This window comes from Rhizobium sp. GW821-FHT14E12, from assembly GCF_058803745.1.
Genome location: NZ_JBXAPH010000020.1, coordinates 30,537 through 47,166 on the forward strand (window position 1 = coordinate 30,537; position 16,630 = coordinate 47,166).

Here is a 16,630-nt window from a genome sequence, read left to right on the forward strand (position 1 = left end):
TAAGTACACATTAATTATTCTGGAAAAACACAGTCTCCTCGGGCGAAGCGATGGCTATCTGCGTCGGCGACGACTTCTCGTGAAATTTATGAAAGCTTGCACTAGCGGTCGATCACCAAGTCGCTGAGCGGCCGCGAGCAGCACGGCAGGAAGAATCCGGTGTCGCTCTCGCGCTACCGGATAACACCGCTGTGTTTCATATCAACGGCTCCGCTTGCTAGCTTTGACTTGCTGGTGCCGCAAAGGCCATTTGAACACGAGGACGGGATCTCGTACCCGATTTCTTGGCGCAAGAGAGGACTGTCTGGTTGGGCCTGACCTCGATGCCGCGATTCTGCTTGGCAAACTCGACGGTGAAGGTTTCATCTTCGGCGACGCGCGCCGCTTGGATAGCGGCCCAGATTAGAGGTTCACTCGCTGCTCTTGAGCGGATTTGAACTTCCGGTCCACCGTTCCGTTGAACCACTGAGATTTTCCGCGAAAACCGCGTATATTAAGTTCCATGTCCTTTTCATCCATATTTCCGTCTACGGCAAACCACGACCGATATGAATCACGCAAAGCGCAGTAGGGGTTCGCGGCTGGTTTGATGGATCCTCGCGAAATGATAATCGGGGTGAAAAGGACATGGAACTCAACATTATCTCCATAGGACAATCCGGATCTAATGTTGGTGCATACTCAACTACGGTGCGCCCCGCTCATCCCCGCTGTTACGACCATGCGAAGATTCCCAACGGCGGCTCAGCCGTCAACGTGCTGATGAGCCAATCGCGGTGCACCGCTTTCCGAGAAGGAAAATGCATAACGGCTCATTTGAATGCCTGTGATCCGGATGGATCATAGGAAACTTGCAGCTCGACTACTCTCCCCGGAACTTCGATTGGGTGATCAGCACCTCGCGCGCGATCTGATCGAGCGGCAGGACACGATCAACGCCACCCTTGGCGATCGCCTCCTTCGGCATGCCGAAGACAATGGACGTCGCCTCGTCCTGGGCAACCGTATAGGCGCCGCTCTGGTGCATTTCCAGCAATCCGCGAGCCCCATCATCCCCCATTCCAGTCATGATGATGCCCATGGCGTTCGCCCCGGCCGCGCGGGCGGCCGAGCGGAAGAGGACGTCCACCGAGGGGCGATGGCGAGAAACGAGCGGACCGGTTTTGACCGCCACATGATATCGCGCGCCCTGACGTTCCAGCAGGACATGCTTGTCGCCGGGAGCAATCAGAACGTGACCACGCAACACCGGATCGCCGTCGGCGGCCTCCTTGACCTCGACGGCACAAAGGCCATTGAGACGCTTGGCGAAAGCGGCAGTGAATTTCTCCGGCATATGCTGGACAATCACCATGCCCGGCGCGTTCGCGGGCAACGCTTCCAGAAACTGGCGGAGTGCTTCCGTTCCCCCCGTCGAGGCCCCGACGCAGGTCACCATTTCCGTCGTCTTTGCCATGGCGCGTCCTGTCGGAGGCGGCAGCATCACATCGGCGGTCAGCTTGGCAGTCGGAGCGGAGGCTGAGGCGGTCCGGACCGTGCCTGGCGCATGGCGCACACCTCCGAGCCGGGCGTGCGAAGCGCTCTTCACCACTTCACGTATCCGCATCGCGTCGTCGGCAATACTATCTGCCGCGCCGATCTTCGACTTCAGGATGATATCGACGGCCCCGGCTTCGAGTGCCTGCAGCAACGTCTCCGAGCCCGTTTCAGTAAGAGATGAACACATGACGACCGGGATCGGCCGTTGCGACATCAGTTTGCGCAGGAACGTGATCCCGTCCATGCGCGGCATTTCGACGTCGAGCGTGATGACGTCGGGGATCTCCTCCTGGATCTTGCGCGCCGCCATGAATGGGTCGGAGGCCACGCCCATGATTTCGATATCCGGATCCTCCGTCAGCACCCGGCTCAAGGTCTGCCGGACGCTGGCGGAGTCGTCGATGATGAGGACGCGGATTTTCTTGCCCATGTCAGCCTGTCTTAAACGCGTTGGAAGACGGTGTTCGAAACCGGCACCAGGGGCAAGTCGAAACCAGCAACCGATTCCGAATGGCCGATGAACAGATAGCCCCCTTTCGCCAGGCAATCGCACAACCGGGACAAAACGCCCACCTGGGTCTGCTTGTCGAAGTATATCAGGACGTTGCGGCAAAAGATCATGTGCATCGGCTCGCCGATGGGGTACTTGCGATCCATCAGGTTCATACGGGCAAAACCGATGCGGCTGCGCAGTTTCGGCACGATCCTCACCTCGCGCTTCTCGGGATGCCGTGCCGTCATGACGTATTTGCGGTAAAGCGCATTGGGGACCGGCGCGAGCAGATCTTCCGCATAGATACCGGTGCGCGCCACCTTCAAAACATCGGTGCTGAGGTCGGTTGCGAGAATATTATAGGTGACGTCGCTGCGACCCTCGGCGAATTCGGCAAGCACCATCGCCATCGTATAGGGTTCGGCCCCTGTCGAACAGGCGGCGCTCCATGACCGAATGACTCTTGCTCCCTTGCCGACGAGTGCCGGCAGAGCCACAGTCTGCATATAGTCGAAATGCTTGGCTTCCCGGAAGAAATCGGTCTTGTTCGTCGTCACCGCGTCGATCAGATGGATCCCTTCCTGCTCCAATCCGCCATGATTGAAGAGAAAGTCGCAATAATCGTCGAAGGTCGAATAATGCATTGCGCGAAGGCGTCGGCGCAGCCGCCCTTCCAGCATCGTCAATTTGCTCGAGGGCATCTTGATGCCGCTATAGTCGTATATGAAACGGGAAAGGAGATCGAAATTACGCTGGCTTATACGATCGCCCGGCAGCTGGATCTCCGCCATTACAGCACTCATGAACGCAGCACTCCGGTTTAAGCCGCCGACTGCGGCAGTGAGACGTCCTCGTGAGACAGAAGCTGAGCGAGATCGACGATGACGACGAAGCCGGAATCCCGACGAACGACGCCTTCGATATAGTTGGACCGCCAGCGAACACCGATATCGGGCGCCGCCTCGATCTGGTCTCGCCGGAAGGGCGTGACCTCGAAAACCCGATCGGCGACAAGTCCGAGGGTAAGGATGCGACCTTCGATCGGAATGTCGAGGACAAGGACGCGGGTGTGCGGCGTCGGAACCGTTCTGGACATACCGAGCTTCATGCGAAGATCGATCGTCGGGACGCCCTGGCCGCGCACGTCGCGAAGGCCAAGCAGGTAGTCCGGCCCGTTCGGTATCTTGAAGGCTTCCGCGTAATCGAGAATCTCGCGAACCACATCCACCGTGACGGCGAAGATTTCCTCACCGAGGCTGAAGGTCACGAATTGAGCTTCCAGAGAGGTTGTTTCCATTGGCCTTTTCCATAGCAGGGGGAAGAGCGATATCCAGACACAGTAGAGGGCGGGGCACCGTTGCGCCCCGCCTGTCGCGGTTACGCTATTTCGCGAAAGTCGTCGTCGTTCTGATCGGGTCCGCCCATGGCGAGATCGAGCGCGAAGCCTTTCAATCGTGCCTGTTGGGCCGACACGGTGTTGGCCGTCGGCTGGCGCGCCGTTGCGGCACGCCCGGCCGGCACGGTCGCAGCTGCTTGTCTGACCTGGACCGGACGACCGGCTTGCCTTGTGGCGGGCCGGGCCGATGCGTTTTCGACGGTGAAGAAGGCAATCGAGCTCTGCAATTCCTCGGCCTGCGCCGCCAGTTCTTCGGAGGTCGCCGACATCTGCTCGGATGCGCCAGCATTTTGCTGGGTCACTTTGTCGAGCTGCTGGATTGCCTCGTTGATCTGGGCGGCGCCGATATCCTGCTCCCGGCAAGCGGCGCTAATCTCGGAAACAAGCTCCGCTGTCTTGCGAATATCGGGCACGAGGCGGCCCAGCATGTCACCGGCGTCCTGCGCCGCCGTAACGGTATTTGCCGACATCGCACTGATTTCCGCCGCCGCTGACTGGCTGCGTTCTGCAAGCTTGCGCACCTCCGAGGCGACGACAGCAAAGCCCTTGCCATGTTCGCCGGCGCGTGCGGCTTCGACTGCGGCGTTGAGGGCGAGAAGGTCGGTCTGGCGGGCAATCTCCTGAACGATGCCGATCTTCTCGGCGATGATCCGCATCGCGTTGACAGCGCGATTGACGGCCTCGCCACTTGCTTCGGCGTCCTTTGACGATTGGCGGGCGATCTTTTCCGTCTGGGCGGCATTGTCTGCATTCTGCCTGATGTTGGCTGCCATCTCCTCCATGGCGGCCGATGCCTCCTCGGCGGCCGATGCCTGTTCGGTAGCGCCCTGCGAGACCTGTTCCGAACTTGACGACAGCTCCTGGCTGCCCGAGGAAACATTGTCCGAGGCCGACAGGGCGTCGGCCACGACGCCGCGCAGACGTTCGACCATCTGCTGCAGCGCAATGCCGAGCGTATCCTTGTCCGACAGTGGCTTCGGGGAGATCGTCAGATCGCCGTTCGAGATCTTGTTGGCAATCTCGGCGGTGTTGCGCAGATTGGATGTCATCTGGCGCATGGCGTTGACGAGATCGCGGATTTCGTCGTTCGTCTTGTGCTCGATTTCTTTCTGCAGGTCGCCGATCGCCACCGCATCGGCAAGTTCGCCGGCGCGCTTCAGGCCGCGGCTGATATTGAGCGAAATCCACAGCGCCATCGCGGCCGAGAAGACCAGCAGCACAGCAACCGCACCAATCAGGAGGTTTTTCGAGGTATCATACTGCACATTGGTCAGTTGGTCCGTCTGCTGCAGATCGGCGACGACCTCGGCGTTCAGCTCGTTCAATGCCTTGAGCAGTCGAGCTGTTATCTTCGCTCCGTCACCCATGGAGAGGACGCCTGCCTGTGTATTCGACTCCGCCGAATTCTGTTTCGCCAGGGAGATGATGCCGTCCTGCATCTTCATCCAGTCGGGATAGGCGCCGCGGAAGTCGGCCAACTTTGCCCTTATGGCGGGGTTTGTCTCTTTGTCCAGATTCGCGAGTATGTCCGTTATATCAGAGCGCTGCTTTTGTATCTCGTCAACATAGCTGCTGATTTCCTTGGCGTCCGTATTGATAATCGCGTCCTTTTCAGCACGGATCGAAAGATAGACCGCATCGGACAGGTCGCCCGAGAGGCGCAGGTTCGTGGCTGGCCCGGCTACGATGTCGCTGATTGCATCGTTCAGGGACGAAAGATTGACGATCGCGATCGCCGACATGCCGCACGTCATCAGGATGATCAATCCGAATGCCAATGCCAGTTTCAGTTTGATGGTGAGCCGCATTTGGTTGTCCTCTGTTTGGAGGTTCCCCTCCGGAGAATTCATGATCATTGCGACAGCTTTACCGCTGCTGTCGAACGGGACTCGTCATGAATCTCTGAGGCGCTACATGCGCCGGATATTTCCGATCGGGCACCCTATTGAATGCCCTAGACGTGCAGGTTAGCCGGTCCACCGGAGCGGACCGACGCATCAGTTAGTAGGGGCAGCGCTAGGCGCTTTCCCTGAATTCGGCATCGCCCGCGTCGGGGCCGCCCATGGAGAGATCCAGTGCGTAGCCTTTCAGCCGGGCCTGCTGGCCGCTGACGGTGTTCGCCTGGTTGACGATGGTCTTGCCGCGAGAAAGTGGGGCGGATGATCGCGCGATCGGTTTGGCCGCAGCCGCACGATTGGTGGTCTTGTTGCCGTTTTCCACTTTGAAAAAGGCAATCGACGCCTGAAGCTCCTCGGCCTGCGCCGCCAGCTCTTCGGAGGTCGCCGACATTTCCTCGGACGCGCCGGCGTTCTGCTGGGTCACCTTGTCGAGCTGCTGGATCGCCTCGTTGATCTGGGCGGCGCCGATATCCTGCTCCCGGCAAGCGGCGCTGATCTCGGAAACAAGCTCCGCGGTCTTGCGAATATCGGGCACGAGCCGGCCGAGCATATCGCCGGCGTCCTGGGCTGCCTTGACGGTATCGCTCGACATGGCACTGATTTCGGCGGCGGCGGATTGGCTGCGCTCGGCGAGCTTTCGCACTTCCGAGGCAACGACCGCAAAGCCCTTGCCATGTTCTCCGGCGCGTGCGGCTTCGACCGCCGCGTTGAGGGCGAGAAGGTCGGTCTGGCGGGCAATTTCCTGAACGATGCCGATCTTCTCGGCGATGGTACGCATGGCGCCGACCGCACGGGTCACAGCCTCACCGCTTGCCTCCGCATCGCGGGCGGATTGGCGGGCAATCTTCTCCGTCTGGGCGGCATTATCGGCGTTCTGCTTGATGTTGGCGGCCATCTGTTCCATCGACGCGGAGGCTTCCTCGGCCGAAGCCGCCTGTTCGGTGGCGCCTTGAGAGACCTGCTCGGAACTTGCCGACAGTTGCTGACTGCCGGAAGAGACATTGTCGGACGCGCCAAGCGCATCGGCAACGACGCCACGCAGCCGCTCGATCATCACATTGACGTTGCGAAGCATTGTGCCGATTTCGTCCTGGCTTGTGATCTGCGCCGTTTTTGTGAGGTCACCTTCCGCAACCTCCCGGACGACGGTATTGGCGCGCGCCAGTCCCTTGCTGATGGTGCTGGCGATCCAGTAGGCCGTGATGGCGGCGAATAGGAGCGCGGCAGCGGCCACGCCCACCATCATGTTTCGGGTGTTCGCGTACTGAGTATCCGAGTTATCGTCGGCGTCCTTCATCTTCTGTTTTTCGATCGTCAGCATTTGGCCGAGCGCATGGTCAATGTCGTTGGCCGTCTTGCGCGCATCGGTGACCGATACGGTATTCGCGCCAGCCTTGTCGCCGGCATTGAGCAGCTGGCGGATCTTGTCATCCGACTGGAAGATGCGTGTCACCGTGGTCTCGATCTCGGTCCACTGCGCCCGGTTCTCTCCCGTGGCGATCTTGTCGACGGCGGTCAGGGCGTTCGTCAGGGCCACGCGAGCACTATCGCCAGCCGCGATGGCGGCCTTTGCGTCGTCGTCGGTGAGGGCCAACAGGAGATTTTTCTGCTGACGGATCACCTGCAGCTGCGAGATATTGACCTGTTGGGTGAGTTCGAGGCGCGCTGCCGGTCCTTCAAGCACATCGCTGATCGTCTCGTTGAACGCACTGAGGCTCAGGATACCGTAAGCGGCGGTGCCGATCAGCATGAGAATAATGAAGGCAAAAGCCCCGACCAGTTTGGTTTTGATGGTTAGGCGCATCGCAAAAATCCTCTCGTTCTTCACAGCTCGCCGCAATTAGGCGGACAAGGCTCTATCGTCTCGGGCGGAAAATATGGCTTGGAGATTTGGGAGGATGATGAATTCGCCTCCGTTCCTGACCAGGCAGCGGATATAGTCGGCACGCCACCGCATCCCTATGCGGGGCGGCGCTTCACTTGACGCTCTTGCAAGCGTGGTCACTTCGTTCACCTTGTCTGTCCGCAACCCCACCAGCGTCGGCTCGCCATCGAGATCGAGTTCGATGACGACGATGCGGCTGTCGCTTGTCGTCTCGGTCGCCTCCATGCCGAAGGCGAGGCGCAGGTCGGCGAGCGGGATGACCTTTCCACGGAAGTTGATGACGCCGGCGACGAAGGGCTGGCTGCCCGGGACCGTGGTCTCCGGTAACAGATCCAGGATCTCCCGGACGAGAACCGCCTCCAGGGCGAAGGTTTCGCCGTTGAGGTCGAAGGTCAAAACTTCGACTTCCTCGGGATAGTGCCAATGGCTGACATCTCTTTCAGCAGCTATCTTGCTCATCCTGCCACCCGCAATTGCGCCTCCTGTTTCTGGCCGGCCACGACAAGGTGTCCGACATCGAGGATCAGGGCGACGCTACCGTCGCCGAGGATCGTGGCGCCGGAGAAGGTCGCGACGTCGCTGTGCAGTTTCGACATCGACTTGATCACGGTCTGATGGTTGCCAATGATCTGGTCGACGACGAGCCCCACCCGCTCCGCTCCGGTCGAAATCACGACCACCTTTTGATGCACGTCCGGCTTCGTGCCGGTGCGGAAAAGGTCGCGCAGGCGCAGGAAGGGAACGAGGGCATCGCGCAGCGAGATGAAGCTGCGACCGCGTGAGCGCAGGTCCTCTTCGAGCGACAGCTCGAGGCATTCTTCGACGGCGGATAGCGGTATGACATACCGCCCCTCGCCGACGCGGACGAGCAAGCCATCGATGATCGCCAGTGTCAGCGGGATGCGCAACGTGACTTCCGACCCCTGGCCGGCGACGCTGGCAATATCGATCGTGCCTCGCAGAGCTTCGACGGTCCTTTTGACAACGTCCATGCCGACGCCGCGGCCGGAAAGATTGGTGATCTGGGCAGCGGTCGAAAACCCCGGCGCAAAGATCAGTTGCAAAAGCTCGGCGTCGGAAAGCGATTGGCCCGGCTGGATGAGGCCTGAGGCTTCGGCCTTGGCACGGACCCGCTCGCGATTGATGCCTCGGCCATCGTCCCTGATCGCGATAATGACCTCGCCACCGGCCTGACTGGCCGACAGCGTCACGGTGCCGGCTTCGGACTTGCCGGCCGCAACGCGATCCTGCGATGTCTCGAGGCCATGGTCGATCGAGTTACGCACGAGATGGATGAGCGGATCCGCCAATCGTTCGATGACGGTCTTGTCGACCTCGGTGTTCTCGCCTTCGGTGACGAGCTCAATGACTTTGCCGGTTTCGCGCGCCAGATCGTGAACGAGCCGGCGAAAGCGGCTGAACAAGGTCGCAACCGGCACCATACGCAATACCATCATCGTGTCGCGAAGCTCACCCGACAACCGTTCGATTTCTTCCGACACGGCGCGTAGGGCAAGATCAGCACTGGTATTCGCAAGCTGGCTGAGGCGGGACTGGGCGATAACGAGTTCCCCGACACGATCCATCAGCTCATCGAGACGTTCGGCGGGAACGCGAACATTTTCCGCCGCCTTCGTCTGGCGGGTTTCGACTGCTACCGGCTGCGATTCGCGTTTGGGAACGGCAACGTCGCTGACGTCAGCTATCGCGACGGCCGCCACGAGCTGCGGCGCAGCCGAGGGCGCGAGCGGTTCGATGCTGGCAGGCGGCGATGTGTCATCCTCCTGAACGTCAAGCACCATGTCGTCGAGCACGAAGATGAAGACATCGTCGATCGCCGAGCGGCCCTGTTCGCTCGTCAGTGTGACGTCCCAGGCAAGATAGAGATCAGTCGGGTTTAGCGCATCAAGCAGAGGAATGGCAGCCGTGTCGGCGCGAATGATGCAGTCTCCCAGATCGCGCAGCTCGTCGAGAAGACCAAGCGGATTGGTGCCATTGACCATGCTGTTGGCGGGAAGGCTGAAGCGAATTCGCCAGCTGGTCAAATGTTTGGCAGGCGGCTGTGGGGCAGCCGGGAGAACAGGCACAGTCGCGGGCCGAGGCTCGCCTTTGCCGCTAACCGCCGCCTGCAATTGGGCGAGAAGAGTTTGACCCGTGTCACCATGATCCGCGTTCGGCTGGTCGACTAGAGCCCGCATATGATCCTGCGCCGCAAGGACTGCGGCGACAAGTTCGCTCGTTGCGGGAACCTCGCCCTTTCGGACACGGTCGAAGGCCGTTTCGCAATGATGGGTGAAGGCGGCAAGCGCCTCGAAACCGAACATCGCGCCGGAGCCCTTGAGGGTGTGCAGGCCGCGAAAGACGGCGTCGACAAGGTCCCGGTCATCCAGGCTATGGGTAAGGTCGAGAAGTCCAGCCTCGATCTGCTCGAAGAGTTCGGCAGCTTCGGTGCGGAAGACGGCAATCGGGTCAAGCGTGCTCATCGCCCTAGCACTTTCCGTACAATTTTTACGAGGGTTTCCGGATCGAACGGCTTGGTGAGCCAGCCGGTTGCGCCGGCGGCCTTGGCCTGGCTCTTGAGAGCAGCGTCCGACTCGGTAGTCAGAAAGATGATCGGGACCCCCATATGGGCCGGCAGCTTGCGCAGCTCCTCGATCATCGTCAGGCCGTTCATGTTCGGCATGTTGAGATCGGTCACGATGATGTCGAACCGGCCGGCCTTGGCTTTCGCCAGTCCATCGGCACCATCAATGGCTTCGGTGACGGTATAGCCGGCATTCGACAGCGCGATCTTGGTCGTCAGCCGGATGCTTGCGGAATCGTCTACGGTGAGAATGCTGGCGGTCATTGTGTTACTCCTTCATGCAACCAAAACTCATTGTCAGGGGAGCCAGCGTCGATCAGGCCGCCGCGCGTTAGCACCGCGAGCAAGCTGCCGGCTACGGGGCGCCTCAGGCGAAAGGTGACCTGCGCCCGCTCCGCCGTTTTCTTCGCCGACAGCAACAGCTGCGCCAGCGTCAGATCGGCGTCATGGTCATCGGCGATATCGACCAGCAGCGTCGCCATGCCGACCGCGGCTCCGGCAAGCGCCTCTTCGACGCGCTGTTTTGTCTGCTTCGACGACTTTATCGTCAGATCACCGGTCAAAAGCAGTGTTTGATGGCCGTTGCTCAATTCCTTGCCTTCCCACGATTCGTCCCTCACACCGAGGGGCATAGGTTTCCCGTGGATGCATTGCCCGCTCAGCGTGCGCGACCCATTACAGGCAACCGTTGAAGTCATCGCCTGCCGCTTCAAGGAGGCGATAGTTCGCTATCGAAACGAGAATTCCGAGGCGAGCTTCAAGCTCGCCAGTTCCACTTACGCTGCCGACGAGAACGGCTCACCGGTCAACTCCGTCGGGTAATTCCGCACGGGTACGAGGCGCGCTACCTCGAGAGACAGCATGCGGGCATTGTCCTGTGCCTTGATGAGATTGCTGGTCTTGCCGGGATCGATTGTGTAGAGCGTACCGCCGGAGCCGAAGACATCCCTGTAGGCCGCGCGCTCGATGATCGGCGTATCCAGAATATGCACGCCGCGCTCGCTGAGAAGGTCCTTGACCGCGCCGAGTGCGCGTGTCGTCACCATCGGATTAACGCGGCTGAGGATCACCGAGAAGGGAATCCGAATGCCGGATTTCTCCCGAAGATATTGTAGAAGCTCGATGACATGGGCGCCACCCTGCGCATCCATGTGTGATCCCTGGATCGGGATCAGCACATGGTCGGCATAGCCCACCGCCGTCGCAAGAAGGGTATTGCGCGCGCCCGGCAGGTCGATCAGGAGGTAGTCGCATTTTTGGCGCTCCTCGAGAATGTACCGGCCGATATTGGCGACTGTTACATATGGAATTACGTTGATGTGAGCGAGGCCCTCGGCCGTCGCTTCCTTCCAGTGCGTGATCCATTGCTGCGGATCCGCATCGAGTATCGTCACTCGATGCCCCATTCTCGCCAGTTCAATGCCGATCAGCAGAACTGCGGTGGTCTTTCCCGCACCGCCCTTGGTGTTCGCAAATGTGATGACGGGCATCGTCCCTGCTCCACAGGAATTATCGAGCCTTATCATCGCTCTGAGCGCCACCGTTCGGGCATGGTGGGTCGGTTTCAGACTAGGATGTTAAGGTTAACACCCAGCTAACGGAAACACACTCCTAACGGTCTTGTCGCAAATTCCTGACGGGATTGGCATCAAATCGCGACAGGAAAGCAGAATCCTCAATGTTATTTACCGGCCATTCTCAAATGGTCGGTAGTGTGCGGTGTCTGGACTTACATCGAGAGTGAAAACGTGGCTGGCAAATCTGGTATTGCGTATCTTCCCCGCCCCTCCGCCGATCCATCGCTTGCCGATCGACTCGACGGCGTAAGCTCGCGGATCGAGCAGCGTTTTCTCGATGGCGGAGGCACTCTGCTGTCCGTCCTCGATGTCCTCAATCGACTGATTTCTGCTCTTGACGACTTTTCCAAGCTGCTCGACGACGAGGCCGCGCGTTCGAGCCTCGAACAGCTCGGCAGCACCGTCAATGACGTATCCGCCTTGCCCGAGTTTGAGCAGGAGCGGCAGTTGCGGGTCGCGACGGTCGCCAAGTGCGAGCAGGCGCTCGGCACGCATGTCGCCGACATGCAGGAGACATTGCGCTATCTGAGAACCTTTGCGACCACCGCGAAGATCACCGGTTCACACATCCCGGATTTCTCGACATTCGCAGACGAGATCATCGAGCGCGTACAGCAGGGCACCAAACACATCAGTTTCCTCTCCGATACAATTTCAGCACTGGACGGCATTCTTGGCCGTGCGTCGACGAGCGGACAACAAACCTTGAACGACTACCGGCAGGCGGTTCCTGCCTTGGTCGGCCGGTTGAACGGGAATATAGCGGAGTTTATCGAACGCCAGGGCGAGCTTTCCAAACTTGCGGTCGAAGTCAACGCCCAGACGCGCAAGGTGCAGACGAAGATCGGCATCACCCTTTCAGCGATGCAGATCGGAGATATCACGCGCCAACGCATCGAGCATTGCCAGCAGGCGATCGCCATCCTTGACGATTATCTCGCCGCTTCCAGGGGCAGTGCCCTTGATGAGGAGCAGCGGGAGACCCTCAGGGGCGCCGTACACAATCTCGTGCACGCGCAGCTGTCACAGCTGACAAGTGATTTCGATCGGGAATGCGCCACTGTCGTCAGTACGCTTCTAAGCTTCAATGCGGATATCGAGGCGCTGCTCCTTCTCCATGAACGGATGAACCGGCAGGACGGCACGACCGCTGCGAGCGCCATGCGACTGGTGGGTGCGGATATTACGTCCGTTCACGGCATCGTCCGCGATATCGACAAAGCGGCCAGTGAGGCAAACCGGTTAAGCGAAGAAACGATCCAGACGATCCACGTCCTTCTCGACGAGGTCGCAACGATCAAACAGGTACGGACCGATATCCACTATATGGCACTCAATACCAATCTGCGCTGCGGCAAACTCGGAGAGGAAGGTCGCGCCATCAACGTCGTGACATCGGAGCTGCGTCTGTTTTCCGCAAATCTTGATGACTCGGCCCAGCGTGTCATTGAAGAATTGCAAGGATTGGAAGCGGATGCGCGCAAGCTTGGAGAGAGCGCTGCAAATGGGGTGTCCGAAGTCCCCCTCGGAGACCGGCTCAATGACGCTCTTTCTTCCATAGACGGCATCGCCGGCCGAATGGAGGATCATATAGATACGCTTCGCACCTGTGGGCAGGATGTCAGCACCAAGGTTCTGTCGTCACTCTCAACGCTCGACTTCAAATCCGGGCTGGGGGATGTCCTGAGCGACTGTACGAAAGAGGCGAGCCTGCTTGCTAGCCCGACCCATGCGGATCTGACGGGCATCGAGGAGGCGATGGCGGACATCGGCCCGATGATCGCCAAGATCTACACGATGGCTGCGGAGCGCACGGTCCACGCACAGGTCTTCGATGCGAATATCAATGACGGTGCCGCTGATGTCAGCGCGACCGAGGATCTCGATCTGGATTCGGCGCTTTTTTAAGCTGGCATTGCAGATGGCTCTGTTGCAAATTTCCATTTTGGTTATGAATGCCGTCTATCGGGACATCGATTATCCAGCGGCCTCCCGGCTTTCGCGCTCCTGAGCGAACAAAGTTACTGCCTCTGTCAGCGCATTCGGTCCGATGCCAAAGGCACGCTCAACGATCCGCGCTTCCCCACGAAGGTCGTTTGTCAGGTTGAAGATTGCAGCCTGACCTTTGCGTAAAGCCCGCATGACCTTGAAACCTTTGATCGTCGCATAGGCCGTTTTCAACGTCTTGAACCCTCTCACCGGCTTGATCAATTGTTTCAACTTGCCATGATCGGCCTCGACGACTTTGTTCAGATATTTGACCTGCCGATGCACAAGCTCTGCGTGGCATCTACCTTCGCCCTTGAACTGCGGCAACACGGCACCTATCTCCGGCTCAACCCGCTGGTCCGGGCCCCTCTGGTGAGAGCCGTCGGCGCTCTTGCGATGTCGGACCTTTTCCGACACCGTGCGCCGACTGAGGTTGTCCTTCGTGGAAACATCATTGTTTTTCGTCGAGTGGCTGGGAAAGCCGCTCTGGATGTGGGCAGGTTTTATTGCCCTCGTCATCGCCATCCTGTCGTTCGATCTCGGCATTCTGCATAAGCAAAACAGGGAGATCGGCGTCGGCGAGAGCATCAAGCTCTCCGCCCTTTACATTTCTCTCGGCCTCGCCTTCGGCGGCTGGGTCTGGTGGTACCTCGGCGCTGACTCCGGCCTTGCCTATATGACAGGTTTCGTCGTCGAAAAGACCCTGGCGCTCGACAACGTCTTCGTCATCGCTTTGATCTTCGCCTTCTTTGCCGTTCCGCGCCTCTACCAGCACCGGGTACTCTTCTGGGGTATTCTCGGCGTGATCGTGTTGCGTGCCATCATGATCGGTGTCGGCGCGACGCTGGTGGCCGAATTTTCGTGGCTGCTTTACGTGTTCGCGGCGTTTCTCATCATCACAGGCATCAAGATGCTGGTGATGAAGGACGCGGAACCCGACGTTTCCAACAATCCCCTCGTCCGCTTCATGCGAAACCGGTTCAACGTCACCGACACGCATCACGGCGAGCGGTTTTTCGTGAAGCAGGCCCATCCGAAGACCGGCAAGACCGTCTGGTTCATCACCCCGCTCTTCATGGCCCTGGTGCTGATCGAAGTGGCTGACGTCATCTTCGCCGTGGACTCGGTTCCCGCCATCTTCGCGATCACGACCGATCCCTTCATCGTCTACACCTCCAACATCTTCGCCATCCTCGGCTTGCGCGCCCTCTATTTCGCGCTGGCGGCCATGATTCATCGCTTCAAATATCTGAAGCCGGCTCTGGCCATCGTGCTGGTCTTTATCGGCTCGAAGATCTTCGTTGCCGACATGCTGGGCCTGGAAAAATTTCCGGCTGCCCTCTCGCTCGGGATCACCTTCGCGATCATCGCAAGCGGCGTGGTCTGGAGCCTGTTCAAGACGCGCGACCAGGCGAACAACGCTTAAAGCCCGCCGCGCACCTGCCGATGCGGCAGGTGCGCTGCCCCTCATCTCCCGACAACCGCCCAACAAGGAACGGACATGCTCTCCAATTTCATCGCATGGCTCTTTGCCACTTTCGCCATCGCTCCCATTCAGGCCGAGATCGAGCGATATGCTGCCGCCGCCAACCTGCCGGTGGAGATCGTCCAGCAATCACGGACCTGTTTGTCATCGCAAGTCCCGCTGCTGGTGCAACGTGCATCGCAGGATAATTACTGGACCGTCACCACCATTGTCGGCGTGGCAACCGGCTGGAGCAACCCGGCGGACCTGCTCGACAAGAACAATCCGGCTTGCCTGGCCATCATTGGCCTCATCAAAGAGAAAAGCGCTGCTGCCACCTGATAAATTGCAAAGCAGATCGTTCCCCGGATTTGGAATGGCGAAATCACATGACTGAGCAGGCGACCGGCGCGGCACCTCAGGAAGAGATGGCATCCGTTCGCTTGAAAGAATTGGCGCGGCTTGCGCAATCGCAAGGCGGCGTCAGCGTGAGGGACGTGCTGTCCGGTCTTGGCCGGACCAGCATGGCTTTCACCATTCTTTTTCTGGCACTGCCTGCCCTCACGCCGATACCCGGACCTTTCGGGATGGTGTTCGGGAGCGCGCTTGCCCTTGTTGCGGTACAAATCGCCATGGGACGTCAGACGCTGTGGCTTCCGGCCTTCATCAACCGGCGCAGACTGTCGCCGGCAGTCGTCGATCTCATCGTCCGCTACAGCGTTCCGATCATTGCCAGAGTTGAGGCGATCATCCGCCCAGGCCGACTGGCAATGTTCACGGGCAGGACGATGCAATGGCTACTGGCATTTCCGATCTTCGTGTTGGCGGTTGTTATCGCGCTGCCAATCCCGTTCGGCAACTTTCTGCCGGTTCTTGCACTCGTCGTCATTTCCATCGCCCTGATGGCACGAGATGGGCTTGTGACTCTGGTCGGCCTCATACTGTGTATCCTCGCATTCGCCGCCACCGCAGGGCTGGTGCAGGTCGCTGTTGCGAGTTTGAGTGGCATCGGCTCATGAATATGCAGGCTGCTCTGGCTGTCCCTGATGCAAATCCGCACCGAAGGTACGATCATAGCGAGATTACCCGACATCGATCTGTCCGGAACAGTATTCGAACAAATGACACCTTGAGCGAATTTGAAAGGATCTGAACCGACGACCAGTTCTTGCAAATGCCATCGATCTGAAATTCCTCAGTAGCGGACATCGACTTTGCCTGGAAGGAGCGGCTGATTTGGGTCGATTGCCGAATGGCGTGTACGGGGATGATCGCCGAAGTCACCGACGACAAGAGCAAGTACCGGGTGAAGCTGTCCGGTCAGAATTGCAAAGCCTACCGATCTTCGGTGTCGAGAACCGACGTTTGGATGCAAGCACCATGGGAAGAGGCAAGGCATCTGGCCGAAGCACTCCCGGATGATACGCTGATTGTCACGTCTCGCGAGCCCTATGGATCGACCATCGTTACCAAAGAAGGCGAACTGGTCCACCAACCGGATCTGCCTTAAGGTGGCGACGCCGCCTCTCGGGTAACGCGCTCTTTATGCTCATTCCATCTGTTGTGTCTTTCATCGGAGAATTCTTATGAACCTCGAACTCAACGGTAAACTGGCTCTCGTTACCGGCAGCACCGCCGGCATCGGTCATGCAATCGCGGCAACTCTTGTTCGCGAGGGCGCCCATGTCATCGTCAATGGGCGGACCCAAGACGCCGTCGATCGCGCGGTCGCCGAACTCGCCGCGATTGGAAGCGGCCGCGTTGACGGATTTGCCGGTGATCTCGGAACTGAAGCAGCCGCCGA

At 59.3% G+C, this 16,630-nt stretch carries 15 protein-coding genes and 3 pseudogenes; 6 read left to right on the forward strand and 12 right to left on the reverse strand.

Annotated features, from left to right (window positions below; all coding sequences use genetic code 11):
• Positions 1 to 101: 101 nt before the first annotated feature.
• The 11 genes and pseudogenes from AC1RO0_RS31000 to AC1RO0_RS31050 form a co-directional block, all read right to left on the reverse strand.
• Positions 102 to 358, reverse strand: a pseudogene (locus AC1RO0_RS31000) (2Fe-2S iron-sulfur cluster-binding protein); the annotation flags it as partial.
• Between the two features lie 504 nt (positions 359 to 862).
• Entirely contained in the window at positions 863 to 1,969 is a 1,107-nt protein-coding gene (locus tag AC1RO0_RS31005) for a protein-glutamate methylesterase/protein-glutamine glutaminase (protein ID WP_498596357.1), read from the reverse strand.
• 11 nt (positions 1,970 to 1,980) lie between these two features.
• Positions 1,981 to 2,835 carry a CheR family methyltransferase gene (locus tag AC1RO0_RS31010; protein WP_498596358.1) on the reverse strand — a complete coding sequence of 285 codons (855 nt, stop codon included), beginning with the start codon at positions 2,833 to 2,835 and terminating at the stop codon, positions 1,981 to 1,983.
• 17 nt (positions 2,836 to 2,852) lie between these two features.
• Entirely contained in the window at positions 2,853 to 3,329 is a 477-nt protein-coding gene (locus tag AC1RO0_RS31015; RefSeq protein WP_498596359.1) for a chemotaxis protein CheW, read from the reverse strand.
• Between the two features lie 80 nt (positions 3,330 to 3,409).
• Positions 3,410 to 5,236 (reverse strand): methyl-accepting chemotaxis protein, encoded by a 1,827-nt coding sequence (locus AC1RO0_RS31020; RefSeq protein ID WP_498596360.1) that lies wholly within the window; start codon positions 5,234 to 5,236, stop codon positions 3,410 to 3,412.
• Positions 5,237 to 5,444: 208 nt separating this feature from the next.
• On the reverse strand, positions 5,445 to 7,130 hold the full coding sequence (locus AC1RO0_RS31025; protein WP_498596361.1) for a methyl-accepting chemotaxis protein: 1,686 nt from the start codon (positions 7,128 to 7,130) through the stop codon (positions 5,445 to 5,447).
• Positions 7,131 to 7,166: 36 nt separating this feature from the next.
• Complete coding sequence (locus AC1RO0_RS31030; RefSeq protein WP_498596362.1) at positions 7,167 to 7,670, reverse strand: chemotaxis protein CheW; 504 nt, start codon at positions 7,668 to 7,670, stop codon at positions 7,167 to 7,169.
• Positions 7,667 to 9,694, reverse strand: coding sequence for a chemotaxis protein CheA (locus tag AC1RO0_RS31035; protein WP_498596363.1), 2,028 nt, complete (start codon positions 9,692 to 9,694; stop codon positions 7,667 to 7,669). Before AC1RO0_RS31035 ends, AC1RO0_RS31030 begins: the two co-directional genes overlap by 4 nt.
• Positions 9,691 to 10,059 (reverse strand): response regulator, encoded by a 369-nt coding sequence (locus AC1RO0_RS31040; RefSeq protein ID WP_498596364.1) that lies wholly within the window; start codon positions 10,057 to 10,059, stop codon positions 9,691 to 9,693. The genes AC1RO0_RS31035 and AC1RO0_RS31040 overlap by 4 nt, the downstream gene beginning before the upstream one ends.
• The gene (locus tag AC1RO0_RS31045) at positions 10,056 to 10,427 is read right to left on the reverse strand and encodes an STAS domain-containing protein (RefSeq protein ID WP_498596365.1); all 372 of its coding nucleotides are present in this window, start codon (positions 10,425 to 10,427) and stop codon (positions 10,056 to 10,058) included. Before AC1RO0_RS31045 ends, AC1RO0_RS31040 begins: the two co-directional genes overlap by 4 nt.
• Before the next feature lie 144 nt (positions 10,428 to 10,571).
• A complete protein-coding gene (locus AC1RO0_RS31050; RefSeq protein ID WP_498596366.1) occupies positions 10,572 to 11,285 on the reverse strand; it encodes an AAA family ATPase in 714 nt (237 codons plus the stop codon).
• Between the two features lie 258 nt (positions 11,286 to 11,543).
• On the opposite strand from AC1RO0_RS31050, the gene AC1RO0_RS31055 reads away from it, so the two are divergent.
• The gene (locus AC1RO0_RS31055) at positions 11,544 to 13,280 is read left to right on the forward strand and encodes a hypothetical protein (RefSeq protein ID WP_498596367.1); all 1,737 of its coding nucleotides are present in this window, start codon (positions 11,544 to 11,546) and stop codon (positions 13,278 to 13,280) included.
• A 69-nt stretch (positions 13,281 to 13,349) separates the two neighbouring features.
• Here AC1RO0_RS31055 and AC1RO0_RS31060 read toward each other — a convergent pair.
• Positions 13,350 to 13,682 (reverse strand): annotated as a pseudogene (locus AC1RO0_RS31060) (DDE-type integrase/transposase/recombinase); the annotation flags it as partial.
• Between the two features lie 169 nt (positions 13,683 to 13,851).
• Here AC1RO0_RS31060 and AC1RO0_RS31065 point away from each other — a divergent pair.
• From AC1RO0_RS31065 to AC1RO0_RS31085, 5 genes and pseudogenes are all read left to right on the forward strand, one after another.
• Positions 13,852 to 14,787, forward strand: a complete 936-nt coding sequence (locus tag AC1RO0_RS31065; RefSeq protein WP_498596374.1) for a TerC family protein — start codon at positions 13,852 to 13,854, stop codon at positions 14,785 to 14,787.
• A 75-nt stretch (positions 14,788 to 14,862) separates the two neighbouring features.
• On the forward strand, positions 14,863 to 15,168 hold the full coding sequence (locus tag AC1RO0_RS31070) for a hypothetical protein (RefSeq protein ID WP_498596368.1): 306 nt from the start codon (positions 14,863 to 14,865) through the stop codon (positions 15,166 to 15,168).
• A gap of 47 nt (positions 15,169 to 15,215) precedes the next feature.
• On the forward strand, positions 15,216 to 15,845 hold the full coding sequence (locus AC1RO0_RS31075; RefSeq protein ID WP_498596369.1) for an exopolysaccharide biosynthesis protein: 630 nt from the start codon (positions 15,216 to 15,218) through the stop codon (positions 15,843 to 15,845).
• A 338-nt stretch (positions 15,846 to 16,183) separates the two neighbouring features.
• Positions 16,184 to 16,336, forward strand: a pseudogene (locus AC1RO0_RS31080) (SOS response-associated peptidase); the annotation flags it as partial.
• A 76-nt stretch (positions 16,337 to 16,412) separates the two neighbouring features.
• On the forward strand, positions 16,413 to 16,630 hold a 218-nt coding region (locus tag AC1RO0_RS31085; RefSeq protein WP_498596370.1), incomplete at its 3' end, for an SDR family NAD(P)-dependent oxidoreductase.